This window comes from Flavobacterium sp., assembly GCF_044357305.1.
Classification (GTDB): Bacteria; Bacteroidota; Bacteroidia; order Flavobacteriales; family Flavobacteriaceae; genus Flavobacterium.
Genome location: NZ_JBIKPS010000008.1, coordinates 45344 through 67161, shown reverse-complemented (window position 1 = coordinate 67161; position 21818 = coordinate 45344). Strand labels below are relative to the sequence as shown.

The 21818-nt window shown below is 32.7% G+C and carries 24 protein-coding genes; 9 read left to right on the top strand and 15 right to left on the bottom strand.

Translation table 11 applies throughout. The features are described 5' to 3' along the window. Window positions 1-36: 36 nt before the first annotated feature. The 5 genes from ACIQ2J_RS07390 to ACIQ2J_RS07370 are packed head-to-tail and all read right to left on the bottom strand — an operon-like array spanning window position 37 to window position 2329. Window positions 37-1197, bottom strand: coding sequence for a glycosyltransferase family 2 protein (locus ACIQ2J_RS07390; RefSeq protein WP_396168091.1), 1161 nt, complete (start codon window positions 1195-1197; stop codon window positions 37-39). Window positions 1198-1210: 13 nt separating this feature from the next. After that, a complete protein-coding gene (locus ACIQ2J_RS07385) occupies window positions 1211-1528 on the bottom strand; it encodes a type II toxin-antitoxin system RelE/ParE family toxin (RefSeq protein WP_396168089.1) in 318 nt (105 codons plus the stop codon). Further along, the gene (locus ACIQ2J_RS07380) at window positions 1529-1750 is read right to left on the bottom strand and encodes a hypothetical protein (protein ID WP_396168087.1); all 222 of its coding nucleotides are present in this window, start codon (window positions 1748-1750) and stop codon (window positions 1529-1531) included. Window positions 1751-1791: 41 nt separating this feature from the next. Next, entirely contained in the window at window positions 1792-2091 is a 300-nt protein-coding gene (locus tag ACIQ2J_RS07375) for a type II toxin-antitoxin system RelE/ParE family toxin (RefSeq protein ID WP_396168085.1), read from the bottom strand. Beyond that, window positions 2081-2329 (bottom strand): hypothetical protein, encoded by a 249-nt coding sequence (locus ACIQ2J_RS07370; protein ID WP_396168083.1) that lies wholly within the window; start codon window positions 2327-2329, stop codon window positions 2081-2083. Before ACIQ2J_RS07370 ends, ACIQ2J_RS07375 begins: the two co-directional genes overlap by 11 nt. Window positions 2330-2602: 273 nt before the next feature. On the opposite strand from ACIQ2J_RS07370, the gene ACIQ2J_RS07365 reads away from it, so the two are divergent. Continuing rightward, window positions 2603-4468, top strand: a complete 1866-nt coding sequence (locus ACIQ2J_RS07365) for an ABC-F family ATP-binding cassette domain-containing protein (protein ID WP_396168081.1) — start codon at window positions 2603-2605, stop codon at window positions 4466-4468. Here ACIQ2J_RS07365 and ACIQ2J_RS07360 read toward each other — a convergent pair whose 3' ends face one another. After that, a complete protein-coding gene (locus ACIQ2J_RS07360; protein WP_396168080.1) occupies window positions 4469-5053 on the bottom strand; it encodes an NUDIX hydrolase in 585 nt (194 codons plus the stop codon). It lies immediately after the preceding gene. A gap of 7 nt (window positions 5054-5060) precedes the next feature. Here ACIQ2J_RS07360 and pyrE point away from each other — a divergent pair, with 7 nt between their 5' ends. Then, window positions 5061-5702, top strand: a complete 642-nt coding sequence (gene pyrE / locus ACIQ2J_RS07355; protein ID WP_396168077.1) for an orotate phosphoribosyltransferase — start codon at window positions 5061-5063, stop codon at window positions 5700-5702. A 38-nt stretch (window positions 5703-5740) separates the two neighbouring features. Then, on the top strand, window positions 5741-6133 hold the full coding sequence (locus ACIQ2J_RS07350; protein ID WP_396168075.1) for an SRPBCC family protein: 393 nt from the start codon (window positions 5741-5743) through the stop codon (window positions 6131-6133). Window positions 6134-6226: 93 nt separating this feature from the next. On the opposite strand, the gene ACIQ2J_RS07345 is transcribed toward ACIQ2J_RS07350, so the two are convergent. Beyond that, window positions 6227-6958, bottom strand: coding sequence for a biotin--[acetyl-CoA-carboxylase] ligase (locus ACIQ2J_RS07345; RefSeq protein ID WP_396168073.1), 732 nt, complete (start codon window positions 6956-6958; stop codon window positions 6227-6229). 93 nt (window positions 6959-7051) lie between these two features. Here ACIQ2J_RS07345 and rsfS point away from each other — a divergent pair, with 93 nt between their 5' ends. From rsfS to ACIQ2J_RS07325, 4 genes are all read left to right on the top strand, one after another. After that, window positions 7052-7423: a ribosome silencing factor gene (gene rsfS, locus ACIQ2J_RS07340; protein ID WP_396168071.1), complete on the top strand. Its 372-nt coding sequence runs from the start codon at window positions 7052-7054 to the stop codon at window positions 7421-7423. A gap of 15 nt (window positions 7424-7438) precedes the next feature. After that, window positions 7439-9364: an ATP-dependent zinc metalloprotease FtsH gene (ftsH, locus tag ACIQ2J_RS07335; RefSeq protein WP_396168068.1), complete on the top strand. Its 1926-nt coding sequence runs from the start codon at window positions 7439-7441 to the stop codon at window positions 9362-9364. Window positions 9365-9477: 113 nt separating this feature from the next. After that, a complete protein-coding gene (locus ACIQ2J_RS07330) occupies window positions 9478-10077 on the top strand; it encodes an LUD domain-containing protein (protein WP_396168064.1) in 600 nt (199 codons plus the stop codon). Between the two features lies 1 nt (window position 10078). After that, window positions 10079-10966 carry a phosphatidate cytidylyltransferase gene (locus ACIQ2J_RS07325; RefSeq protein WP_396168062.1) on the top strand — a complete coding sequence of 296 codons (888 nt, stop codon included), beginning with the start codon at window positions 10079-10081 and terminating at the stop codon, window positions 10964-10966. A gap of 316 nt (window positions 10967-11282) precedes the next feature. Here the strand turns inward: ACIQ2J_RS07325 and ACIQ2J_RS07320 are convergent, their stop codons facing one another. From ACIQ2J_RS07320 to ACIQ2J_RS07310, 3 genes are read right to left on the bottom strand one after another with little or no spacing between them, the layout of a single operon-like run. Continuing rightward, window positions 11283-11594: a four-helix bundle copper-binding protein gene (locus tag ACIQ2J_RS07320; RefSeq protein WP_396168059.1), complete on the bottom strand. Its 312-nt coding sequence runs from the start codon at window positions 11592-11594 to the stop codon at window positions 11283-11285. 35 nt (window positions 11595-11629) lie between these two features. Continuing rightward, on the bottom strand, window positions 11630-13615 hold the full coding sequence (locus ACIQ2J_RS07315; protein ID WP_396168056.1) for an erythromycin esterase family protein: 1986 nt from the start codon (window positions 13613-13615) through the stop codon (window positions 11630-11632). After that, window positions 13605-14267 carry an alpha/beta hydrolase gene (locus ACIQ2J_RS07310; protein ID WP_396168054.1) on the bottom strand — a complete coding sequence of 221 codons (663 nt, stop codon included), beginning with the start codon at window positions 14265-14267 and terminating at the stop codon, window positions 13605-13607. The genes ACIQ2J_RS07315 and ACIQ2J_RS07310 overlap by 11 nt, the downstream gene beginning before the upstream one ends. Before the next feature lie 490 nt (window positions 14268-14757). On the opposite strand from ACIQ2J_RS07310, the gene ACIQ2J_RS07305 reads away from it, so the two are divergent. Next, the gene (locus tag ACIQ2J_RS07305; RefSeq protein WP_396168052.1) at window positions 14758-15249 is read left to right on the top strand and encodes a TlpA family protein disulfide reductase; all 492 of its coding nucleotides are present in this window, start codon (window positions 14758-14760) and stop codon (window positions 15247-15249) included. 65 nt (window positions 15250-15314) lie between these two features. Here the strand turns inward: ACIQ2J_RS07305 and carB are convergent, their stop codons facing one another. The 4 genes from carB to rpmH form a co-directional block, all read right to left on the bottom strand. After that, complete coding sequence (gene carB / locus ACIQ2J_RS07300; protein WP_396168050.1) at window positions 15315-18167, bottom strand: carbamoyl-phosphate synthase large subunit; 2853 nt, start codon at window positions 18165-18167, stop codon at window positions 15315-15317. A 44-nt stretch (window positions 18168-18211) separates the two neighbouring features. Then, on the bottom strand, window positions 18212-18706 hold the full coding sequence (locus ACIQ2J_RS07295) for a DUF6169 family protein (RefSeq protein ID WP_396168047.1): 495 nt from the start codon (window positions 18704-18706) through the stop codon (window positions 18212-18214). After that, the gene (locus ACIQ2J_RS07290; protein WP_396168044.1) at window positions 18706-18867 is read right to left on the bottom strand and encodes a hypothetical protein; all 162 of its coding nucleotides are present in this window, start codon (window positions 18865-18867) and stop codon (window positions 18706-18708) included. The genes ACIQ2J_RS07295 and ACIQ2J_RS07290 overlap by 1 nt, the downstream gene beginning before the upstream one ends. A 307-nt stretch (window positions 18868-19174) precedes the next feature. Continuing rightward, window positions 19175-19336, bottom strand: coding sequence for a 50S ribosomal protein L34 (gene rpmH, locus ACIQ2J_RS07285; protein WP_248902334.1), 162 nt, complete (start codon window positions 19334-19336; stop codon window positions 19175-19177). 151 nt (window positions 19337-19487) lie between these two features. Here rpmH and ACIQ2J_RS07280 point away from each other — a divergent pair, with 151 nt between their 5' ends. Then, window positions 19488-20003, top strand: coding sequence for a DUF2892 domain-containing protein (locus ACIQ2J_RS07280; protein WP_396168041.1), 516 nt, complete (start codon window positions 19488-19490; stop codon window positions 20001-20003). A gap of 88 nt (window positions 20004-20091) precedes the next feature. Here the strand turns inward: ACIQ2J_RS07280 and asnB are convergent, their stop codons facing one another. After that, window positions 20092-21708 carry an asparagine synthase B gene (gene asnB, locus ACIQ2J_RS07275; protein ID WP_396168039.1) on the bottom strand — a complete coding sequence of 539 codons (1617 nt, stop codon included), beginning with the start codon at window positions 21706-21708 and terminating at the stop codon, window positions 20092-20094. Window positions 21709-21818 lie beyond the last annotated feature (110 nt).

Here is a 21818-nt window from a genome sequence, read left to right as displayed (position 1 = left end):
GTTTAATCAAGAATTATATAATTTTTCGCTATTTTTTTATTCTTTCACTAATATTACTTCTCCTCTATCATTACTGCTATTACTTCCAATAATGAAATTAGAATTTGGCGGAAGCAATTTAAATGTATAATTTTTTTTCTTATTGGTTTCCATGAAATGAATTGCTTGTTGGAAGGAGACTGAATTTAAGTCGATTACAAATTCGGTTCGTTTTCCCTCTATTATGGTATCAGTAAATTTACTATTTAGTTTCTTTTCTAATCGATGGATTAATTCTGATTTACTAGAACTTTCCGAAACTAGACTATAATTTTCAGGATTTCCTTTTTCTTTTACTTTTCCTTGAAACATTTTCACAAAGGAAAAGAAAACGATTCCAATTTTCATGAAAATCGAAAAGAAAACCGAAACTTTAAAGTGTTTTTTATAAAAGAAATTCATCGCTTCTTGAAAGCGGTTCATATACGTTCCGTCCCTAACGGTGCTTTCTCCTTTATAATGAATTACAGTAGTTTCGTGGAAATAGTAATTGGATTTTCCTTCTTGCAGCACTCTATAACTTAAATCAATATCGTCGGAATACATAAAGCAGTTTTCGTCGAAGCCGCCAATTTTATTATACAATTCGCGTTTCATCAGCATTAAAGCACCAACAAGAATTTCTACTTCTCCCGATTCATTTTCAGATAAATGTTGGACATAATATTTTCCAAAAAAAGGAGAAATTTTATACAATCCAAAAATTTTGGTAAAAGCAACCCAGGGTGTTGGGATGCCGCGTTTGCTTTCGGGTAAAAAATTTCCAGTGCCATCGATTAATTTGCAACCAATTATTCCAAGCCCCCCATCCCCCGAAGGGAGAGTTTGACTAACTATTTTTTGGTTAGCAAATTTTAATATTTTTTGAAAAGTATCTTCAGCAACAACCGTATCGGGATTTAAAATGCAAATATATTCGCCTTTGGCTAGGGCTACTCCTATATTATTTCCTTTTGGGAAGCCTAGGTTTTCTTTGTTTGCTATGAGTTTCACATTAGGAAATCGCTGTTGCATCATGGCGCAACTAGCATCGGACGAATTATTATCAATTACAATTATTTCGCCATCAATCCCTTCGAGTGCCTTTTGGACACTTAAAACGCATTGCTCTAAAAAATAGCGCACATTATAATTAAGAATGATTACGGATAATTGCATTGGACAAATATAATCAAAGATTTAACTTAATAAAAGTGTCAAAATATTTTGGGTTTTGTTTATTATTCCAAAAGGCTATTAAGTCAATTTGAGATTTATTTTCAAGGATGTCATAAAACAAAGTTGTTTGTTTGGAAATAACTAATGAATAGGTATTCATATCTTTTCTATAAATACCAATTTTAGGATTTTTACTTAGTTTAAGGATAGTTCTTTCAACTAAATCAGTGAATTTATCAACCTCTTTTAAATTCCATTTTTCTAAAATAAATTCCATTTCTTTAATGTAAGTATATTCAGAAGATGGCAACCAATTAATCAAATACTCCATTTAAGATAGATTATATCTTTTTTTCATTTCTTTCATTACTTGAGCATGAGGTTTGCCTAAACCTTGTTCACTTTGTGCTTTTCCAATTTCAATTAATTTCACTAAAACTGGATGTAATTCAAAATCCTCTACTGTTTTACTTTCTAAATTATAAGCAGTTGCAGGCTCCTCTACTTTAGAAATAGAATCTGGTTTTTGGTATTTTTTATTAGAATTTTCCATTGCAATTGAATTTGATAGTCAAATATACAAATTTTATAGTATTAAAGCAACCTAACTAAGCCATCAGGATTTTTCGAATTGTTCCAGAAAATAATCAAGTCAATTCTTTTTTCTTTTTCTTGAATAGTATAGAAAAGAGTAGTTTGTTTTGACAAAACAAGTCTAAACATATTTTTTATGGGAATTCCAATTTTGGGATTAACAGATAATCTTTTTAGATTATCCTCTACTAAAAGAATGAATTTTTGAACTTCTTTGTAGTTCCATTTTTCAAAAATAAAATCAATTTCATCGAAATAAGTTAAAGAAGCATTGCTTAACCATTTGATCTTATATTCCATCAATTAAAGGATATTTTGCTTTAACTTTTTTCATCATCTCTTCATGAGAAATTCCTAAATCTTGGTCCGATTCTTTTAAACCTTTTTCTAGTAGTTTTTTTAAAACCTCAGGCAAAGCATCCCATTCTTCATTGGAAGAGGATGGTACTAATTTTTCAATCTTAAAATATTCCAAAGCAGGCTCTTCCACTTTAGAAATAAAATCTGTTTTTGGGTATTTTTTATTAGAATTTTCCATTGCAAATGAATTTGATAATCAAATATACAAATTTTATTGTTTTGTGTTTTGGAAATTATAACAAAAAAGCAACAACCTTTCCTGCTAGCCCCGATTGCAGTGGAAATCCTGGTATTGTGAGATTGCTTCGCAAGCTCGCAATGACAGATTGAAACGGAAAGCGGGAATTGCCTTTACAAATAAAGCCCAAGCCATTCGCTTCAAAAAGAGGTAAAATTAGAAAAGATTGCTTCGTACCTCGCAATGACCTACTTTTGCAAAAAAATTACACTTGTGAATTACCTTTCAGTAGAAAATATATCGAAATCCTTTGGCGAGAGAACTTTGTTTAAGGACATTTCGTTTGGAATTAATAAAGACCAAAAAATTGCTTTTATTGCCAAAAATGGTTCGGGGAAAACCTGTATTATGAAAATCATTAACGGGGAAGACGAACCCGATTCTGGGCAAGTGGTGATGCGGAAGGAAATTAAGATGGCGTTTCTATCGCAGGTGCCGCAATTGCAGGATGAATTGACGGTGGAGGAAAGTATTTTTGCAAGTGATAATGAGATTCTTCATGTTATTGAACGCTATGAAAAAGCACTAGAAAACCCAGACGACAGCGAGGCCTATCAGTTGGCTTTTGACGATATGGATCGATTAAATGCTTGGGATTTTGAGACCCAATTCAAGCAAATTTTATTCAAATTGAAATTGGAAGATTTCAAATTGAAGGTCAAAAATATGTCGGGTGGACAGAAAAAACGCCTTTCGTTAGCCATTATTTTAATCAATCGGCCAGAGTTATTGATCTTGGATGAACCTACCAACCACTTGGATTTGGAGATGATTGAATGGTTGGAAAGTTATTTTGCAAAAGAAAATATTACGTTGTTTATGGTCACGCACGACCGTTTCTTTTTGGAACGTGTTTGTAACGAAATCATCGAATTGGACAACGGAAAATTATACAGTTACAAAGGAAATTATTCGTATTATTTAGAGAAAAAAGAAGAACGAATAGCCTCCGAAAATGCCAGTGTAGACAAGGCACAAAACCTTTTTGTTAAGGAATTGGCTTGGATGCGACGTCAACCTAAGGCAAGAACGACCAAATCGAAATCGCGTCAAGATGATTTTTATGTGATTAAAGAAAAAGCAGAAAGTAGAAGAAAAGAAAATGTGGTGGAACTGGAAATCAACATGGAACGGCTTGGAAGCAAGATTATTGAATTGCATAAGATTTCGAAAAAGTTTGGCGATAAAAAGATTTTAGAGAACTTTAGTTTTGATTTTCAACGTGGTGCACGTATTGGAATTATCGGTAAAAACGGAACCGGAAAATCGACTTTCTTAAATTTATTGACGCAAACCATTCCTACCGATTCTGGAAAAGTGATTACGGGAGATACAATTAAAATTGGCTATTACACCCAAAGCGGTATCAATCCAAAACCAGGACAACGTGTCATTGATATTATTAAAGAATACGGAGAATATATTCCGTTGATGAAAGGAAAATTGATTTCAGCTTCGCAATTGTTAGAGCGTTTTCTTTTTGATAGCAAAAAACAATACGATTATGTTGAGAAATTGAGTGGTGGCGAATTGAAACGGTTGTATTTATGTACGGTTTTGATTCAGAATCCGAATTTCTTGATTCTGGATGAGCCAACCAACGATTTGGATATTGTGACCTTGAATGTATTAGAAAGTTTCTTATTGGATTTTCCTGGATGCTTGCTTGTGGTTTCGCACGACAGATATTTTATGGATAAAATTGTAGATGATTTATTTGTTTTTAGAGGCGACGGAATTATAGAAAATTTCCCGGGAAATTATTCTGATTTTAGAGCCTACGAAGATTCGGCTGAGCCTGCAAATAAAGAGATTGCTTCGTCCCTCGCAAAGACAAATTGGAAGCAAGCCAAAACCATTTCGGCTGGATTGAATTTTAATGAGCAAAAAGAATTCAACAAAATTGAAAAGGAAATTAAAGATTTAGAATTCCAAAAGAAACAAATCGAACAATTATTTTCGGATGGTAAAGTGGCGGATAATGAAATTGAAGCCAAAGCAATTGAATTGCAAAAAGTAATTCATTTGAAAGAAGAAAAAGAAGAACGTTGGTTTGAATTGAGTTCTAAAATGGAGTAATTATTCAAACAACAACTTGATGTTTTCGTACGAATTTTTCAAAGCTTGCTTAATTTCTTCTGGATTGAGCCAGGCAACTTTTTCAATACCTTCATTTTCTTGCGGAATTGGAGTTCCCTCAAATGTGGTTGTCATTTCAAACCAATGGGTTATCTTGAGTCTGTAAACGCCATATCGCTTAAAAACATGATAGGTTTTTTGGAGTTTTTTGGTGATTATTAAATTTTGAACCCCGGTTTCTTCTTCTACTTCACGAATAGAACAATCTTCAATAATTTCACCTTTGTCGCATCCGCCTTTGGGTAAATCCCATTTTCCGTTTCTAAAAATGAATAATACTTCCCGCTTTTGGTTGTAAACCAAGCCTCCTCCAGCTTTTTTAACAGGAATTTTTTCTTTTACTTTATTAAGAATTTCCTTTTCATCCGGATAATACAAATAGGCTTTTTTAATCTTATTATTGAACATTTTAACAATAAGTTGTTCAATATCGACACTTTCAAGTAAGAACAATTGAAAGTCGGTTTCTTTAGCGACTTCATTTGTTAAAAAAAGTGGTTTGTCATTCACAAAAACTTTATACATTTGCAGTATGATTTTTAATAAAAAAACAGCCGAAAAAACAGCCGAATTGCTTTTACAAATAAATGCAATTAAATTGAATCCGTCAAATCCTTTTAAGTGGGCTTCAGGTTGGAACTCCCCTATTTATTGCGACAACCGTTTAACTCTTTCATTTCCAGCGATTAGAAATTACATCCGCGATGAATTTTCTAAACAAATAACTGAAATTTATGGAAAACCCGACGTTATTGCTGGCGTTGCAACAGGTGCAATAGGTATAGGAATACTCGTTGCAGAAGAATTAGGGCTACCTTTTGTGTATGTTAGACCGGAAGCAAAAAAGCACGGAAGACAAAATCAAGTAGAAGGTTTTTTACAGAAAGGTCAAAATGTTGTCGTTGTTGAAGATTTAATTTCTACAGGAAATAGCAGCTTGATGGCTGTAGAAGCTTTGAAAGAAGCAGGAGCCAATGTAAAAGGAATGATTGCTATTTTCTCTTACGGATTTGCAGTAGCCGATGAAAACTTTAAAAATGCTAATGTAACTTTGAATACTTTAAGTAATTACGAGCATCTATTGGAATTAGCTGTAGAAAAAAAATACATTACCGAAGAAGAACAAGTAACCTTACAAGAATGGCGTAAAAGTCCATCCACTTGGAATGTTTAAGTATCAAGATAAAAGTATTAAGAATTAAGACATAAAAAATGAACTTAGAAAGCCCAAAAGTTACCGTTGAAAAATCGGCAGAATATTTATATAATGCTTTGTCTGATGTAAAGAATTTTGAAAAATTAATGCCTGAAAACATTGCTAAATTTGAAGTTCTTGGAGAAGACATTTTCAATTTTGGATTGAAAGGTATGCCCGAAATTAAATTGCGAATGAAAGAAGGAATTCCAAATTCGAAAGTGGTTTTGAATGCTGCTAGCGAAAAACTACCTTTTTCATTAATTGCTTCTATAGATGCTATTTCAGAAAATTCTAGCGAAGTGAAATTAGATTTTGAGGGGGATTTTAATCCGATGATGGCAATGATGATTAAAGGTCCAATTTCTAAATTTATTGAAACTTTGGCGGAAAATATGCATAAATTATAAGTTGTGATTGCTTTGTAATAACAACCCAATTTCATACAAAAAAACCTCGTAATTTAATAATTACGAGGTTTTTCTATCTAACTAAAATCATACTTAAAACAAAATTTGAACTTCTTTAATACCAAAACTTTTCACCGAATCATCTTCTACTGCAACTTCTAATCTTCCCTCAGGGGAAACGCCTTTAATAATTCCCATAAATTTGTTTAAATTAGCATCTTCAAAAGCCATCGGTACATTAATTTTAAATAAATGCTGGTGGTATTCTTGCCATAATTTATCCGATTGGTTAGAGAGTATCCAACTGCAATTTTTCTTAATTTGAAAAATAATTTTATTTAAAATAATATCCAAATCAAATTCGGCATTGGTTATTACCAACATTGAAGAAGCTTTTGGGAGATTTTCGAATTGTTGTTGGTTCACATTTAAACCTATTCCTACTATCGATTCTATTTTTGTGTCCGATTTAAAACTGTTTTCAATCAATATGCCACAGATTTTTTTGTGGTCTGACATTATGTCGTTAGGCCATTTCACGCTTAAATTAGGTACTTTACAATTTTGTAAAACTTGAAGAACAGACAAAGCAATGGCAACATTGAGATGGAAAATTTCATCTACATTTTGTAAAATATCCTTCACCAAAATACTCATAATTAAGTTTTTACCCTCTTCTGAATCCCAAGTAGCTCCCATTTGACCCTTGCCTTTGGTTTGCTTTTGTGCAACAACAGTGGTGAAATTATCTAATAACTGATTTCGGGAAAGATCCTTCAAAAAATCATTTGTAGAATCTATGGCATTGAGTTTGATTATTGACATGCGAGGTATTTTATTAAATTGGTACTTAAACTTATGTTAAGCATCAAAAATAAGCACATTTTTTGATACCTTTGCAAATTATATAAAATTTAGATGACAAAAAAGACTGTGAGTACTGATGTATTGTTAACAAACATCATAAAAGGAATAGAAGAAGTAAAGGGAAATGATATTGAAATTCTTGATTTAAGAGCTATCAACAATGCCGTATGTGATTATTTTGTAATCTGCAGCGGTACTTCCAACACACAAGTAAATGCAATCGTGAACTCGATTCAAAAAACAGTTTCCAAAGAACTTAAAGACAAACCTTGGCACATTGAAGGTACCGGAAATGCCGAATGGGTATTGATGGATTATGTAAGTATTGTAGTACATGTGTTTCAAAAAGAAATTCGCGAATACTACAATATTGAAGGTCTATGGGGAGATGCTAAAATTACTTCGATAGAAAATAAAAACTAAAAAGCAAAGCAAATAATGTCAGACAACAAAAAACCAAGTGGTTTGAAATTTAGTCCATGGTGGATCTCTGGAGCTATTATTTTTATGTTTATACTCTTAAACATATTTGGTAGCACTAATTTACAAGATCCTACAAAAATTTCATCTTCCAAATTTGATGAACTATTAAATAGTGGTCAAATTGAGAAAGTAATTGTTTTTAATAAAGTGCAAGCAGAAGCTTATCTTACTGCTGCTGCTTTAAAAGATAAATCTAATAGTAAAGTTGCTAAGGACCCTCTTTTTGGCGGAGTAAATAAAGGACCTCATTATACTTTTGAAATTGCCGATGCGCAAAATTTTGAAAACAAATTAATTAAAGCCAAAACGGATAGTAAACTGAAAGACTACGATTTTAAACTTAAAAGTGATTGGTCGGAGTTGCTTGTAGGATTTCTTCCAATGCTCCTATTAATTGGTGTTTGGCTGTATTTTATGCGAAGAATGTCTGGTGGCGCTGGTGGTGGTGGTCAAATTTTCAACATCGGAAAATCAAGAGCGAAACTGTTTGACGAAAAAGCAGAAGTTAAAACTACTTTTAAAGATGTTGCTGGATTAGAAGGTGCTAAAGAAGAAGTACAAGAAATTGTAGAATTTCTTAAAAACCCTGAAAAATATACTGTTTTAGGAGGTAAAATCCCTAAAGGAGCACTTTTAGTGGGACCTCCAGGAACCGGGAAAACCTTACTAGCTAAAGCAGTTGCTGGTGAAGCTAAAGTGCCTTTTTTCTCTTTATCCGGTTCTGATTTTGTGGAAATGTTCGTTGGTGTTGGTGCTTCTCGTGTTAGAGATTTATTCAAGCAAGCCAAAGAAAAATCGCCATCTATCATCTTTATTGATGAGATTGATGCGGTTGGTCGTGCTAGAGGGAAAAATAGTATGTCGGGCGGTAATGACGAACGCGAAAATACGCTGAACCAATTACTTACTGAAATGGACGGTTTTGGAACCAACACCCACGTAATTGTAATTGCTGCTACCAATAGAGCCGATGTTTTAGACAAAGCTCTGATGCGTGCAGGACGTTTTGATAGACAAATTTATGTAGATCTTCCAGATATTAGAGAACGTAAAGAGATTTTTGAAGTACATTTAGCTCCACTTAAAAAAGTAGAAGGTTTGGATACTGATTTCTTAGCCAAACAAACTCCTGGTTTCTCTGGTGCAGATATTGCAAATGTTTGTAACGAAGCCGCTTTAATTGCTGCTCGTCATAACAAAACTGCTGTAGATAAACAAGATTTTCTGGATGCCGTTGACCGTATTGTTGGTGGATTAGAAAAGAAAAATAAAATTGTTACTCCAGCCGAAAAAAGAGCTATTGCTGTTCATGAAGCGGGACACGCAACTGTAAGTTGGATGCTAGAACACGCAGCGCCGCTTATTAAGGTTACAATTGTTCCTAGAGGACAAAGTTTAGGTGCCGCATGGTATTTGCCAGAAGAACGCTTAATTGTTCGTCCAGATCAAATGTTGGACGAAATGTGTGCTACTATGGGTGGTCGTGCTGCCGAAAAAGTAGTATTTGACACTATTTCAACTGGAGCTTTATCCGATTTAGAAAAAGTAACCAAACAAGCACGTGCAATGGTAACCATTTATGGTTTGAATGAAAAATTAGGAAACGTTACTTATTATGACTCGTCTGGTCAAGGAGAGTATAATTTTAACAAACCTTATTCAGAGGATACTGCGATGACAATTGATAAAGAAATTTCTATTTTAATTGAAGGACAATACCAACGAGCTATTGAAATCCTTAAAGAAAATAAAGACAAATTATTGCTTCTTGCCGATATTCTTATTGAAAAAGAAGTGATTTTTAAAGACGATTTAGAAACCATTTTCGGTAAAAGACCCTATCAAATAGCTCAGGAAGAAAATCTAGATACTAAGCTTTAATTTATATAAAATAATAAATTATTAAAAATCTTAATTCAAAAAATGCTTTTGAATTAAGATTTTTTTATCTTTGAAAGTTTTCAAGTGAAAAATAAAGAATTTTATATACTATTATGAGTCTTTTTAGAAAAATATTTGGTACCGGTAGTGAAGCTTCAAATGAAGATAGCTTAAGCGAATACAACACTCCGAAACCCGCTGATCTTGCAATAGATGACTTATTTACTTTCAACTTTAAGAAAAATGGAGGTAAATTTATTTATTGTGAAAATCTTAACGAAGCTAAAGAACAATTTGAAAACATATTGGAAGAAAACGATTGGTTTGAAAGTGAAGTACTTTGTTACGAATCCAAATTATATAATCTTCTAGATGAAAACAAATTGGAATATACTGCTCCTGTGGCACCAAAATTCTTTTTTGCAAGTTGCGAAAATTTGATTGCAGATGAAGGTTCTATTTTACTTTCATCCAATCAAATTAAACAAAAAAAACCAAATGAACTTCCAGATAACATGGTTATTTTGGCAACAACAAGTCAAATTTTAGAAACAAAAAGTGACGGCTTACGAGTGATTAAAAAGAAATATGATAAAGATTATCCAACCAATATTACTGCCATAAAATATTTTGAAAAAGTACAAGATGAAGATTTCTTGACCTATGGTAGTGCTGCAAAAAATCTTTATTTATTGTTACTAGAAGATTTGTAACATGAACGAAACTTTAAAGCGAGCGATTTCTGGGGCAATATATATAATACTCCTTATCGCTTCCATACTTTATTCAAATGAAAGTTTTTTTGTTTTATTTGGAATTTTCCTCCTAATTGCTGTGTATGAATTTTGTGCTTTGGTGCATTTAAAAAAAATTGTACCAATGCTATTTGCTTTTCTTTTTTATGGAGGGATAACTTTAATTTGTTTTTATAAAAAATTCACCCAAGAACTTTTATTTTTTATTTCAAAGAAAAACTACACTATCACATTAGAAACCGATTTATTCTACCAAATACTTCTTGGTATCACATTGCTAATATCCATTAAATGTATTCATTTTTTATTTAATGATACGATTCAAAAAATCACTACCCCATCCAAATATATTTATTTATTAGGATATGTTATTTTGCCCTTTTTCTTCATAACTAAAATTTCCTTCGGAGTAAAATACAATCCTAAAATTATCATTGGCCTTTTTATTTTAATTTGGACTAATGATACTTTTGCATACATTGTTGGAAAATCAATAGGAAAACATAAATTATTAGAACGTATTTCTCCTAAAAAAACTATTGAAGGATTTATAGGAGGAATAGTTTTTGCTATTTTAGCAGGCTATTTAATTTCTAAGTATTACATCCAAGCTAGTCCAGCACATTTAGAAAAATCCATTCAAATATGGACTATCATAGCTGTTATTGTTGGAATTATAGGAACTCTAGGTGATTTAATTGAATCCAAATTCAAGCGAGTTGCAGGAGTAAAAGATAGTGGAAAAATAATGCCTGGTCATGGTGGAATTCTTGATCGATTAGACAGTGTTATTTTTGTTGCTCCTTTTGTTTATTTATTTTATCAAATATTAAAATATTCTGTTTGATTTTTTAATTAAAATTAAACGGAAATTTATTTTAGCTGTTCATCCTTTTCCTCGTTATTTACTTTTTATTATTAGTTAGTAATCCCCTTTTTTCAGCCCAACGTTTTGCAGTACTTATTGCTATAGCAATTACAGATCCTTCCTTCATTTTTGTTTTCAGAAGTATGGCATTACCAATTTGAATAGCTTTATTCCTAACCACCTTGGGAAGATTTTTCATCGCATTCGGAAAATTTTTTCAGTCCACGGCATACAATAAGTTTTAAATTTTTCGTTCCATTAACGATTAATAATTGGAATATTCGTTATTAAAATCCTAATATTCGTCAAATATTTCCATAGAATTTCTGCAAACTTCTGCACATTTTATACAATGATCCTGCGGATATTTTTCACATTCTTCTGCACATCTTTCACACATTTTAGCACATAATTTTAAAAAGATGTCGACATTAGCAGAATCATTTTCTAATAAATGTCCTGTTATACGGCAAATTTCAGCACAATCTTGACAATTCATCATGCACAATTTCATATCATGGTTTTTTTCTAAATGGCAAGCATCATAACAATGAGTACATTGCGCTGCACAGAAATGCAATACGTCAATCATTTTTTGTTTTTTCATTTTATTACAATTTTAAATTAATTTAGTTTTAAACTTTAAACCCCAAAAGGATAGGTTTCTGGCAATTGATGTCCGTCTGGTTTTATGTGCAATGGATGAAGTGCCGAAGTGGTGTCCAAATACATAAAAGCATCATACCGATTGGGCATTATACTTGGCACGTAGTTTCCGAAACACTCGTATTTAGGGCGATAAACAACACCAATAGCTCTATGACCAAAATATTTTTTCCCGAGTTTTTGCTTCATTTCATCGGTCATAAAAATAACTCTATCTTTAGCATTTAATTGGTGTAATTCGTATTCCCAACTGCCTTTTTCAGCTTCGGGAACTTTCATCGTTTGTATTACATCATTCCAAGAACGACCTGCAGTTACATTTCCTTGATAAGAACCAAATCCTATTGTATAAACATCTTCCTCTTTGTTGTTTTGTCTCACCACTTGACCAACGTTAATTATCCCTTCTTTAGCCATGTCGGTTGCGCGCGCATCTCCAATATGGGTATTGTGTTCCCAAATAATTCCTTTGGAATTTGGCCCATGAAAATCCATTAAAGTGTCTAGGGTTTGCACCATGTGTAAATCACGAATATTCCAAGAATCGGGTCCTGCATTAATCATAGTTCTATAATAACGTTCTGCATTTACAATTACTTGCGCATTTTGCCCAACGTTCAATACAGCCTCCTTATCGGTATTATAAATAGGCATATTTCTTCTAATCTTAGTTAATAGATCTACAACTTCTGTTTCACATAAATCTGGAACCATTCGCGAAGCTTTAGCATATTGACTGCCTTCTCCCTCTTTGTAAGGTTCAAAACAATTCAAAGCATTTATTGCAGTTTTTTTTGTTACTGGATCCTTTCTATCTAGATATTGGATAATCGAATCAAAAGATTCCCAAAGGCTGTAAACATCTAAGCCGTAAAACCCTATTTTATTGGATGTATCCAACATCTTATCGTTATGCTCTCGAAGCCATTCCGCAAGAGCAACTGTTTCCCAATTGGCCCACATCCAAGTAGGCCATCTATTGAAGGAATGAAGTACCTCATAAGCAGTTTTACCGGAATCTTCATAGTTTTTTATATATCGATTTAAGCGGTAGCAATCGGGCCAATCGCCCTCAACAGCAATAAAAGAAAAGCCTTTTTTTTCAATTAACATTTTACTAATTTGAGTACGCCAAGTATAATATTCGTGTGTACCATGAGAGGCTTCTCCTAGTAAAACGTATTTAGCATCACCAATTTTATCTACTAATTCCAGTAGGGATTTTTCATTTTTTAATAGTATCGAATTATTGGTAATTAATTTCCTTAAATCAACAGTATCTAGAGTAGGATGATTTATATTTTTTAATGAAGCGGTACTTGATGAATTTACTTTATTACTGGAAGTTGAAATTCGATTCCAATAATTAATAACTTCTTCATCTGTAACTTCTGAAAAATCTGCATAAAAACTTCCAACACCATTAAAATCATTAGTAATTAAAGGGCATATTAACTCCTCTACTTCCTTAGAAATTCTTTTTGCAACATCTTCAGGAGCAACGGGTACAGCAACAACAATCTTGTTGGGATTTTTTTTACGAATCATTTGAATTGCAAGTAATAATGTGTTTCCTGTGGCAATACCGTCATCTACGATAATTGCTGTTTTCCCTTTTAAATTAATTGTCTTACGGTCACCCATAAATTTTTTATGCTTTTCTTTTAAATATTTTCTAAGGCGTTGTATTTCGGTATCGATATATTTTTGAGGGATATTAGGATAATAATCTACAATAGAATCTTCAAGACTTACTGCTCCAATGGCAACTTCACTATTCAGTGGATGTCCTATTTTTTTAGTAAGTAATAACTCCAATGGAAAATCATATTTGTTAGCAATATAATATCCAATGGGCACACCTCCCCTAGGTACAGCAAGCACAATACAATCTTCTTTTTTATATTTTTCCAACAAGGGAATCAATTTTAGAGCGGCATCTTTTCGATCTTTATAAAGCATGTTTTTCTTTTTTAAGATTAGTAATCATGTATTTGGTAAACCATTTGGCAGCCAATTCTGAAACTTCTTCTAATTTTCGAGGTTCTTCAAATAGATGGGTTGCACCATTTACAATATCGAGTTCTTTGGTACAGCGTAATTGCCGGAAAGCTCTCTCGTTTAAGGGCATAACTGCTGAGTCCAGACTACCAACTATTAATAATGTTGGAGCCGAAACAAATTGTAAATATGGATCGGCAAGATCGGGACGTCCGCCACGGGAAACGATTGATTTAATTTTATTTTTTAAACGTATTGAAGCAATAAATGCAGACGCAGCACCTGTGCTTGCTCCAAAATATCCAATAGGAAGATTTTGTAAATTTGGTAACTTGGTTACATAATTGGTTACTGAAATAAGTCGTTGGGATAGCAATTCAAGGTCAAAACGATTTTCATAAATCTGATCCTCTTCTACCGTAAGTAAATCAGTTAGTAAAGTTGCCATTTTACTTTTGTTGAGTAATTCTGCCACATAGTTATTTCTTCTGCTAAAGCGGCTACTACCACAGCCATGAGAAAAAATAATAAGTGCACGTGAATCGGGTGGAATATTCAAAATTCCTTTTACCGTAATATCCTCAAGAGGAATAGTTATTTCATTTGTTTTCATCTTTTCAAAACTTAACTTCAATAATTGTTAGGAAACAATTTTATGCTATTGCAATGCAGATTTCCAAATAGATACTACTGCACTACTAAAGCGAGAATTAAAAAATTGTCCTAACTGTAATTATTTTTTAAATTAGTACTTAATTTAAAATAAGTTAGTGATGCTAAAGATTGGGGGCTAATAAGCTAACTAACTTATTGCTTACTTAAAGTTACGAAAAATATTATTTACAAACAATTGATTTTAAAATAATTAATTTTCTATTTTTTTATATTTAAATCAATTTGCTTAAAGTCTTAGAACGTTAAAAAAATGAAATTAATGTAACAAAATAAAATAGTAATCGTCTAACGTTTAATAACATATAAAAATAATAATATGAAAAAAAATGTGAGTTTTTTTGTAGGTTTAATTTCTGGCTTTATAAGTTTATTAATTGTAACCTTAATTGTAATTGTAGTATTTGGTAAACTTTCAATGCACTAAAAAAATGGAAAAAAAATCTTTTTGGACAGGCTATCTAACAGGTATTGTGGCATTTATTATCACCGCTGTTATACTTTATTTTAATTTTCTAACCCAACCTGACCTTTCGCTAAGTCAAGTGGAAACGCAAGACTTAAAAGGAAATAAAGTTAATTTAGAAAATTATATTGGCAAACCACTTGTGGTTAATTATTGGGCAACATGGTGTGCGCCTTGTAGAGGGGAATTCCCTGATTTTGAAAAAACCAAGCAACACTATGGTGAGGAGGTTAATTTCATTATGATTTCGGATGAACCAATAGAGAAAATTACAAAATTTTCGCAATCTAATCCTTATACTTTTACATATTTAAAAAGCAGTAAAGATTTGTCAAGTTATGGAATTAACGCAAGACCTACTACCTATTTTTATAACTCCAAAGGAATTCTAGTTGCTAAAGAAATGGCTAATCTAGATGCTGCAAAACTTAATGAAATGATCAAGAAAATAAAATAGTTTACAAAATAGTTTACAAAATAGTTTTAAATCAAAAAATCCCGACTTACATCGGGATTTTGTTGTTATTTACTCAAATACATTTTTCTTCGTGAGTACAATTCATAAAACTGGTCGTCTTTTAAATCGTCAATAAACAGGATGCTTTCTCCGGTAGATTTCATTTCTGGTCCTAGGGCTTTATTCACATCTTTAAATTTACTAAAAGAAAAAACCGGTTGCTTAATAGCATATCCTTTTAACTGCGGATTGAATTTAAAATCGGTAACTTTATTTTCTCCAAGCATTACTTTGGTTGCATAATTCACATAAGGTTCGCCATAGGCTTTTGCAATAAACGGAACCGTTCTTGAAGCGCGTGGATTGGCTTCAATAATATAAACAACCTCATCTTTTATGGCAAATTGAATGTTGATTAACCCAACCGTTTGCAAGGCTAAAGCAATTTTATGAGTATGGTCTTTAATTTGTTGCATTACAAGTTCCCCTAAATTAAAAGGAGGTAGGGTTGCATTAGAATCTCCAGAGTGAATTCCGCAAGGCTCAATGTGTTCCATGATTCCGATGATGTACACATTTTCACCATCGCAAATTGCATCTGCTTCAGCTTCAATAGCGCCATCCAAATAATGATCTAACAACAATTTATTTCCAGGAATACTTTTCAATAAATCGATAACATGTTCTTCTAATTCTTGCTTGTTGATGACAATTTTCATTCCTTGTCCACCCAAAACATACGAAGGTCGAACCAATAGAGGAAAATCTAAAACATCTGCCAAAGCAGAGGCTTCATCGGCGTTTTCAGCAATTCCGAATTGTGGAAATGGAATTTTTAAATCGGTTAACAATTCTGAAAAACGACCTCTATCTTCAGCTAAATCTAAAGCATCAAACGAAGTTCCGAGAATTTTTATTCCGTATTTGGATAATTTTTCGGCTAATTTTAAAGCCGTTTGTCCACCCAATTGCACGATTACGCCTTCTGGTTTTTCGTGTTGGATGATGTCGTAAATATGCTCCCAAAATACGGGTTCAAAATATAATTTATCGGCCGTATCAAAATCGGTTGAAACCGTTTCGGGATTGCAATTAATCATGATGGTTTCGTAGCCACATTCTTTGGCAGCTAAAACACCATGCACACAAGAATAATCAAATTCAATTCCTTGCCCAATTCTATTTGGACCCGAACCAAGAACAACTACTTTCTTTTTATTAGTTACAATACTTTCGTTATGCACGTATCGTTCTCCTGTTGGTGTTTCAATTTCTGCTTCAAAAGTGGAATAATAGTAAGGGGTTTGCGCTTTAAATTCGGCAGCACAAGTATCCACCAATTTATAAACTCGTTTAATATTTTTATCATCCCTCAATTTATAAACCTGACTTTCCAAACAGCCCAACATGTGTGCAATTTGACGGTCGCCATAGCCTTTTTGCTTGGCTTCTAATAATAATTCTTTTGGTAAAGTATCTAATTTGTAGGTCGAAATTTCTCTTTCTAACGAATATAATTCTTCGTATTGTTTCAGAAACCACATATCAATTTTGGTGATTTCATGAATTCTACTTAATGGAATTCCCATTGCGATAGCATCATAAATCACAAAAACACGATCCCAACTTGCAAAAGTTAGTTTCTCAATAATTTGTTCGTAGTTTTTATAGCCTTTCCCGTCTGCTCCTAGTCCGTTGCGTTTAATTTCAAGCGACTGGGTAGCCTTATGAAGCGCTTCTTGAAACGAACGTCCAATTCCCATCACTTCACCTACCGATTTCATTTGAAGTCCTAAGGTTCTATCGGCGCCTTCAAATTTATCGAAGTTCCAACGTGGGATTTTTACGATAACATAATCTAAAGTTGGTTCGAATAAAGCCGAAGTTGATTTAGTAATTTGGTTTTGCAATTCGTCTAAGTTATACCCTAAAGCCAATTTAGAAGCAATTTTCGCAATAGGATAACCCGTTGCTTTGGATGCCAAAGCAGAAGAACGCGAAACACGTGGATTGATTTCGATAGCGACAATATCTTCTTTTTCATCAGGTGAAACGGCAAATTGCACGTTGCAACCACCGGCAAAATTCCCGATAGAACGCATCATCAAAATAGCGTAATCGCGCATTCTTTGAAACGTAGTATCCGATAAAGTCATTGCTGGTGCCACCGTAATGGAATCTCCAGTGTGAATTCCCATTGGGTCCATATTTTCTATGGAACAAATGATAACCACATTATCATTTTTATCGCGTAAAAGTTCTAGTTCGTATTCTTTCCAACCTAGTAAAGCCTTATCAATTAAGACTTCGTGAATAGGAGACATTTCCAATCCGTAGGTTAGTTTTTCGTCAAATTCTTCTTTGGTATGAACAAATGCTGCTCCTGTTCCTCCTAAAGTAAACGATGGACGAATTACTAAAGGAAAGCCAAATTCTTGTGCGATTTCTTTTCCTTTCAAAAAAGAGGTTGCAGTTTTGGCGGGCGCTGTAGGAACATTAATGCGCGCTAATAATTGTTTGAATTGTTCTCTGTCTTCGGTAATGTTGATAGCATTTACATCAACTCCGATTAATTTTACTCCGAAATCTTCCCAAATTCCTTTTTCATCTGCTTCTAAACAAAGATTCAAAGCAGTTTGCCCTCCCATGGTTGGAAGTACTGCATCAATTTGCGGATGTTCTTTTAGGATTTGGATTAAAGACTTGGTGGTAAGTGGCAATAAATACACATGATCGGCCATAGTTGGGTCGGTCATGATGGTTGCTGGGTTGGAATTGATAAGAATTACTTCAATTCCTTCTTCGCGGATGGAACGTGCCGATTGGGAACCTGCATAGTCAAATTCGCATGCTTGACCGATTACAATCGGGCCTGAACCTATAATTAAAACTGATTTTATGGAATTGTCTTTTGGCATTGTAGTTAGTTTGTAGTTAGTTGTTTTTGAAATAATACATATAATTATTTACTGTTAATTGTTGCAATTTCAATAAAAGCATCAATAATCATTGCTCTTTTAGGGTTTAATTTACTTATAATTAATGATATTGGAAATAATTTCTTATTGCTATCGACAATCATTTCATCTATTTTAACAAAAGTATTATCATTAAATTGTGCAAACCATTGATCAAATTTTCTTTTTCTAATAAATTCTTTTCCATCTGAGGATTCGCAAATATAAATGGAAACTGCATTTCCTATTTTAGCATAAAAATCTATAAAAATAGCCACGACAGTGGCTCCAACTTTTTTATCATTTGGTGGTAATTTTGAATTTGGATTATTTACCACATCTATTAAAAATTCAAAAATATATTCTGAAACATCAATAATATCATCCCCAAACAAATAGGGTGTTGGTTTAAACTTTATTTGATAAGTTATCTCCGAGTCAGTTTCAAAAAGATATGAATTAGAAGAATCATTTAAATTACTAAATAAATAAGGTGTCATTATTTTTGAGTATTTTTAAGTATTCTTAACTTTTTTAAATCTTCTTGAAAGGCAATTGATTTAATGTAATTTTTTGTTTCTTCTTGAGCTTCTTTTTTAACTTCAATTAAATATTTTATTACTTCATCTGAAGTTTTTTTTATTTTTATCTTAGTTTCCATAATTTCATTATTTATACAAAGTTACACTTTTTTTAAAAGCTAAAAGATTTCAAATAAAAATCATTTTTTAATTTAGTATAAACTTTTACAATTGAGCTTAGCCCAGATAGCACTAAAAATCCTTTTTAATTTTCTTTAAAATCAAAAAGATTAACTCATTAAAAAAAAATTATAGGTATTCGATGAATTTTATTTGAAACGAATAGCGGGAAATAGCTCCTAAAACTTATTAATTTTTATAAACAAGTTTAAAAAAAAGCCGCTACTAAAAAATAGTAACGGCTTGATATGGATTAGAAACTAATCATTATTTTTTGTGTCTTGGTTCGCAAGATACAGTCAATTTATGTCTTCCTTTAGCTCTACGACGAGCAAGGACTTTTCTTCCATTTGGAGAAGCCATTCTGTCCATAAATCCGTGTTTATTTCTTCTTTTTCTTTTCGATGGTTGAAACGTTCTTTTGCTCATTGCTTTTTATCTTTAAATCGTGTATTAATCTATTTGGTAGGCTCTTTTAAAACCGAGTGCAAATATACAAAGGTTTTTATTACTTGCAAGTAGTTTTTTAAAAATATTTTAAAAACCTTTTATTACCTTTGTAACCTAAATTAAATTAATTATGTTTCATAAAAATATCAAACTAATACTTGCAGCGCTAATTGTAGCAACAGCAGTATGGCAGTTCACAGAAAGCAACATTGGAAATGGAATTTTTCTTATCTTTTTATCTGTAGTTCCTGTTTTTCTTTATTACAAAAATGAATTTATTTTATTGGCTTTTCTTCAATTACGCAAGCAAAATTTTGAAGGAGCAAAAAAATGGCTAAGTAAAATCAAGAATCCAGAAACCGCTTTGGTGCAAAAACAACAAGGATATTATAACTATCTTCAAGGGTTAATGCTTTCGCAAACGAATTTAATTCAAGCCGAAAAGTATTTCAAGAAAGCAATTGAATTAGGATTGAATATGGATATGGATTTGGCGGTTGCTAAATTAAATCTTGCTGGTGTTGCTATGTCTAGAAGACGAAAATTAGAAGCAACTAACTTAATAAGTGAAGTGAAAAAACTAGATAAACAAGGAATGCTGAAAGATCAAATCAAATTGATGAAAGATCAAATGAAGAAAATCTAATATTTCTATTCTATAAAAAAACAAAAAACACTTATCTCGCGATAAGTGTTTTTTTTACAAACAAACTAAACTTAATATAATCTCACGATTATGCTGTAATAGTGGTTTTAGCAATTTCGGTATCCGCTTGAACGTGTGCCGCATTTGCTCTTCCACTAGGATCTTGATTTTCTTGCCATTTTGGTATCCATTTTCTAACGGTTTGTGCCGCGCTAAGTTGTGGATAGTATTTATGAAAAATAGTTCTATAAAAATACGCTTCCTTGGTAGTTGGAGTATTATAAGCAAAAAGATTTGAGGCATGTTCTAGCTCGTCATCCGTTACCTTAGAAGCGCAGTATTCTATTAATTGATCTATCCAGTTGTATCCAACACCATCCGAAAATTGCTCTTTTTGACGCCATAAAACTTCATCTGGCAAATAGGGATTGTCTGGAGTATCGAATGCTTTTCTTAATATATATTTTTCTTTTCCATCGTAGGTCTTGGGTTGTTTTTCTTCGCCTTTGATTAGCATAGCAACATTAAGAAAATCTTTATCTAAAAAAGGAACACGAGCTTCTAGTCCGTGAGCCATAGTAGATTTATCGGCACGAAGTAAATCGGCAGTGAATAATTTTTGCACTCTTTCTATCGTTTCTTTTTGGAAATCTTCGGTAGAAGGGGCATTTCTAAAATACAAATATCCACCAAAAATTTCGTCGGCACCTTCTCCAGAAAGTACTACTTTAATTCCTAAATCGGTAATAGCTTTTGATAGGAAATACATTGGTGTACTTGCTCTTATTGAAGTTACATCATAGGTTTCCAGATGCCAAATTAATTTATCCAAGATTTCAATTCCTTGTTCAATTGTAAAATGTACCTCGTGGTGTTTGGTTCCCAGAAATTCAGCTACTTTTCGAGCTGCTTTTGCATCGGGAGCATCCGCATCCAAACCTATAGAAAACGAATGCAATTCTTTGCCTTGTTCTTTCAATAAACGAGCGGCTATAGAAGAGGTTAATGAAGAGTCTAATCCGCCAGAAAGCAATACTCCAATAGGCACATCGCTCATTAATCGTTTGCGGGTAGCTTCGGTTAAGGATTCTCTAATGGCAACCAAATCTAATTGGTGATTTGCTTTGGTATAATCTTCATATTCAGGTTTGTAGTATTTAACAAAACCTGTTTCTGGAGTATAATAATGTCCTGGAGGGAAGGTAGAAAAAGTTACACATTGATCGGCTATGGGTTTCATTTCGGAAGCAAAATACATTCTACCTCTATCGTCCATACCATAATACAATGGTTTAACACCAAGAGGATCACGACCGGCTATAAAATCATCACCATCTACCACCACAAAAGCAAAATCGCCATCTAATAAATGTAGAAAATTGTATTCAAATTTTTCATACAAATGCACAATTACTTCCGAATCGGATTTAGAGCGAAAAGTATGGTCTTTTAATAATCCATCGCGCAATTCTTGGTGGTTATAGATTTCGCCATTGTGTACCATCCAAGCCGAATCACATCCTTGAATAGGTTGTTTACCAGAATGCAAATCTATTATTGACAATCGTTCGTGACATAATATATGTCCACCAGGTGTTACATGTAAATCGCTTTCATCTGGGCCACGATGTGCCATTCTTTTAGATAATTCTTTAACTACTAGTTCGTCTTTTCCTTTTCCTATAATTGCTAAAAATCCGCACATAATCTTTTCGTATTATTGTTATTTATTTGATGAAGCAAAATTGATTATTAACTTCTAATATTAAAACTAAAAAACCAATATTAATTACATATTGTAACTAATATTGGTTA

What these genes read in the sequence shown, in the direction of transcription:
- ACIQ2J_RS07385 (WP_396168089.1), bottom strand. Translation starts at nt 1,528, where the DNA reads ATGGAGTATTTGATTAATTGGTTGCCATCTTCTGAATATACTTACATT.
- asnB (WP_396168039.1), bottom strand. Translation starts at nt 21,708, where the DNA reads ATGTGCGGATTTTTAGCAATTATAGGAAAAGGAAAAGACGAACTAGTA.
- ACIQ2J_RS07380 (WP_396168087.1), bottom strand. Translation starts at nt 1,750, where the DNA reads ATGGAAAATTCTAATAAAAAATACCAAAAACCAGATTCTATTTCTAAA.
- rpmH (WP_248902334.1), bottom strand. Translation starts at nt 19,336, where the DNA reads ATGAGCAAAAGAACGTTTCAACCATCGAAAAGAAAAAGAAGAAATAAA.
- ACIQ2J_RS07350 (WP_396168075.1), top strand. Translation starts at nt 5,741, where the DNA reads ATGAACTTAGAAAGCCCAAAAGTTACCGTTGAAAAATCGGCAGAATAT.
- ACIQ2J_RS07305 (WP_396168052.1), top strand. Translation starts at nt 14,758, where the DNA reads ATGGAAAAAAAATCTTTTTGGACAGGCTATCTAACAGGTATTGTGGCA.
- ACIQ2J_RS07320 (WP_396168059.1), bottom strand. Translation starts at nt 11,594, where the DNA reads ATGAAAAAACAAAAAATGATTGACGTATTGCATTTCTGTGCAGCGCAA.
- ftsH (WP_396168068.1), top strand. Translation starts at nt 7,439, where the DNA reads ATGTCAGACAACAAAAAACCAAGTGGTTTGAAATTTAGTCCATGGTGG.
- ACIQ2J_RS07325 (WP_396168062.1), top strand. Translation starts at nt 10,079, where the DNA reads ATGAACGAAACTTTAAAGCGAGCGATTTCTGGGGCAATATATATAATA.
- ACIQ2J_RS07360 (WP_396168080.1), bottom strand. Translation starts at nt 5,053, where the DNA reads ATGTATAAAGTTTTTGTGAATGACAAACCACTTTTTTTAACAAATGAA.
- ACIQ2J_RS07330 (WP_396168064.1), top strand. Translation starts at nt 9,478, where the DNA reads ATGAGTCTTTTTAGAAAAATATTTGGTACCGGTAGTGAAGCTTCAAAT.
- carB (WP_396168050.1), bottom strand. Translation starts at nt 18,167, where the DNA reads ATGCCAAAAGACAATTCCATAAAATCAGTTTTAATTATAGGTTCAGGC.
- ACIQ2J_RS07315 (WP_396168056.1), bottom strand. Translation starts at nt 13,615, where the DNA reads ATGCTTTATAAAGATCGAAAAGATGCCGCTCTAAAATTGATTCCCTTG.
- ACIQ2J_RS07370 (WP_396168083.1), bottom strand. Translation starts at nt 2,329, where the DNA reads ATGGAAAATTCTAATAAAAAATACCCAAAAACAGATTTTATTTCTAAA.
- ACIQ2J_RS07375 (WP_396168085.1), bottom strand. Translation starts at nt 2,091, where the DNA reads ATGGAATATAAGATCAAATGGTTAAGCAATGCTTCTTTAACTTATTTC.
- ACIQ2J_RS07390 (WP_396168091.1), bottom strand. Translation starts at nt 1,197, where the DNA reads ATGCAATTATCCGTAATCATTCTTAATTATAATGTGCGCTATTTTTTA.
- ACIQ2J_RS07310 (WP_396168054.1), bottom strand. Translation starts at nt 14,267, where the DNA reads ATGAAAACAAATGAAATAACTATTCCTCTTGAGGATATTACGGTAAAA.
- ACIQ2J_RS07345 (WP_396168073.1), bottom strand. Translation starts at nt 6,958, where the DNA reads ATGTCAATAATCAAACTCAATGCCATAGATTCTACAAATGATTTTTTG.
- rsfS (WP_396168071.1), top strand. Translation starts at nt 7,052, where the DNA reads ATGACAAAAAAGACTGTGAGTACTGATGTATTGTTAACAAACATCATA.
- ACIQ2J_RS07290 (WP_396168044.1), bottom strand. Translation starts at nt 18,867, where the DNA reads ATGGAAACTAAGATAAAAATAAAAAAAACTTCAGATGAAGTAATAAAA.
- ACIQ2J_RS07280 (WP_396168041.1), top strand. Translation starts at nt 19,488, where the DNA reads ATGTTTCATAAAAATATCAAACTAATACTTGCAGCGCTAATTGTAGCA.
- pyrE (WP_396168077.1), top strand. Translation starts at nt 5,061, where the DNA reads ATGATTTTTAATAAAAAAACAGCCGAAAAAACAGCCGAATTGCTTTTA.
- ACIQ2J_RS07295 (WP_396168047.1), bottom strand. Translation starts at nt 18,706, where the DNA reads ATGACACCTTATTTATTTAGTAATTTAAATGATTCTTCTAATTCATAT.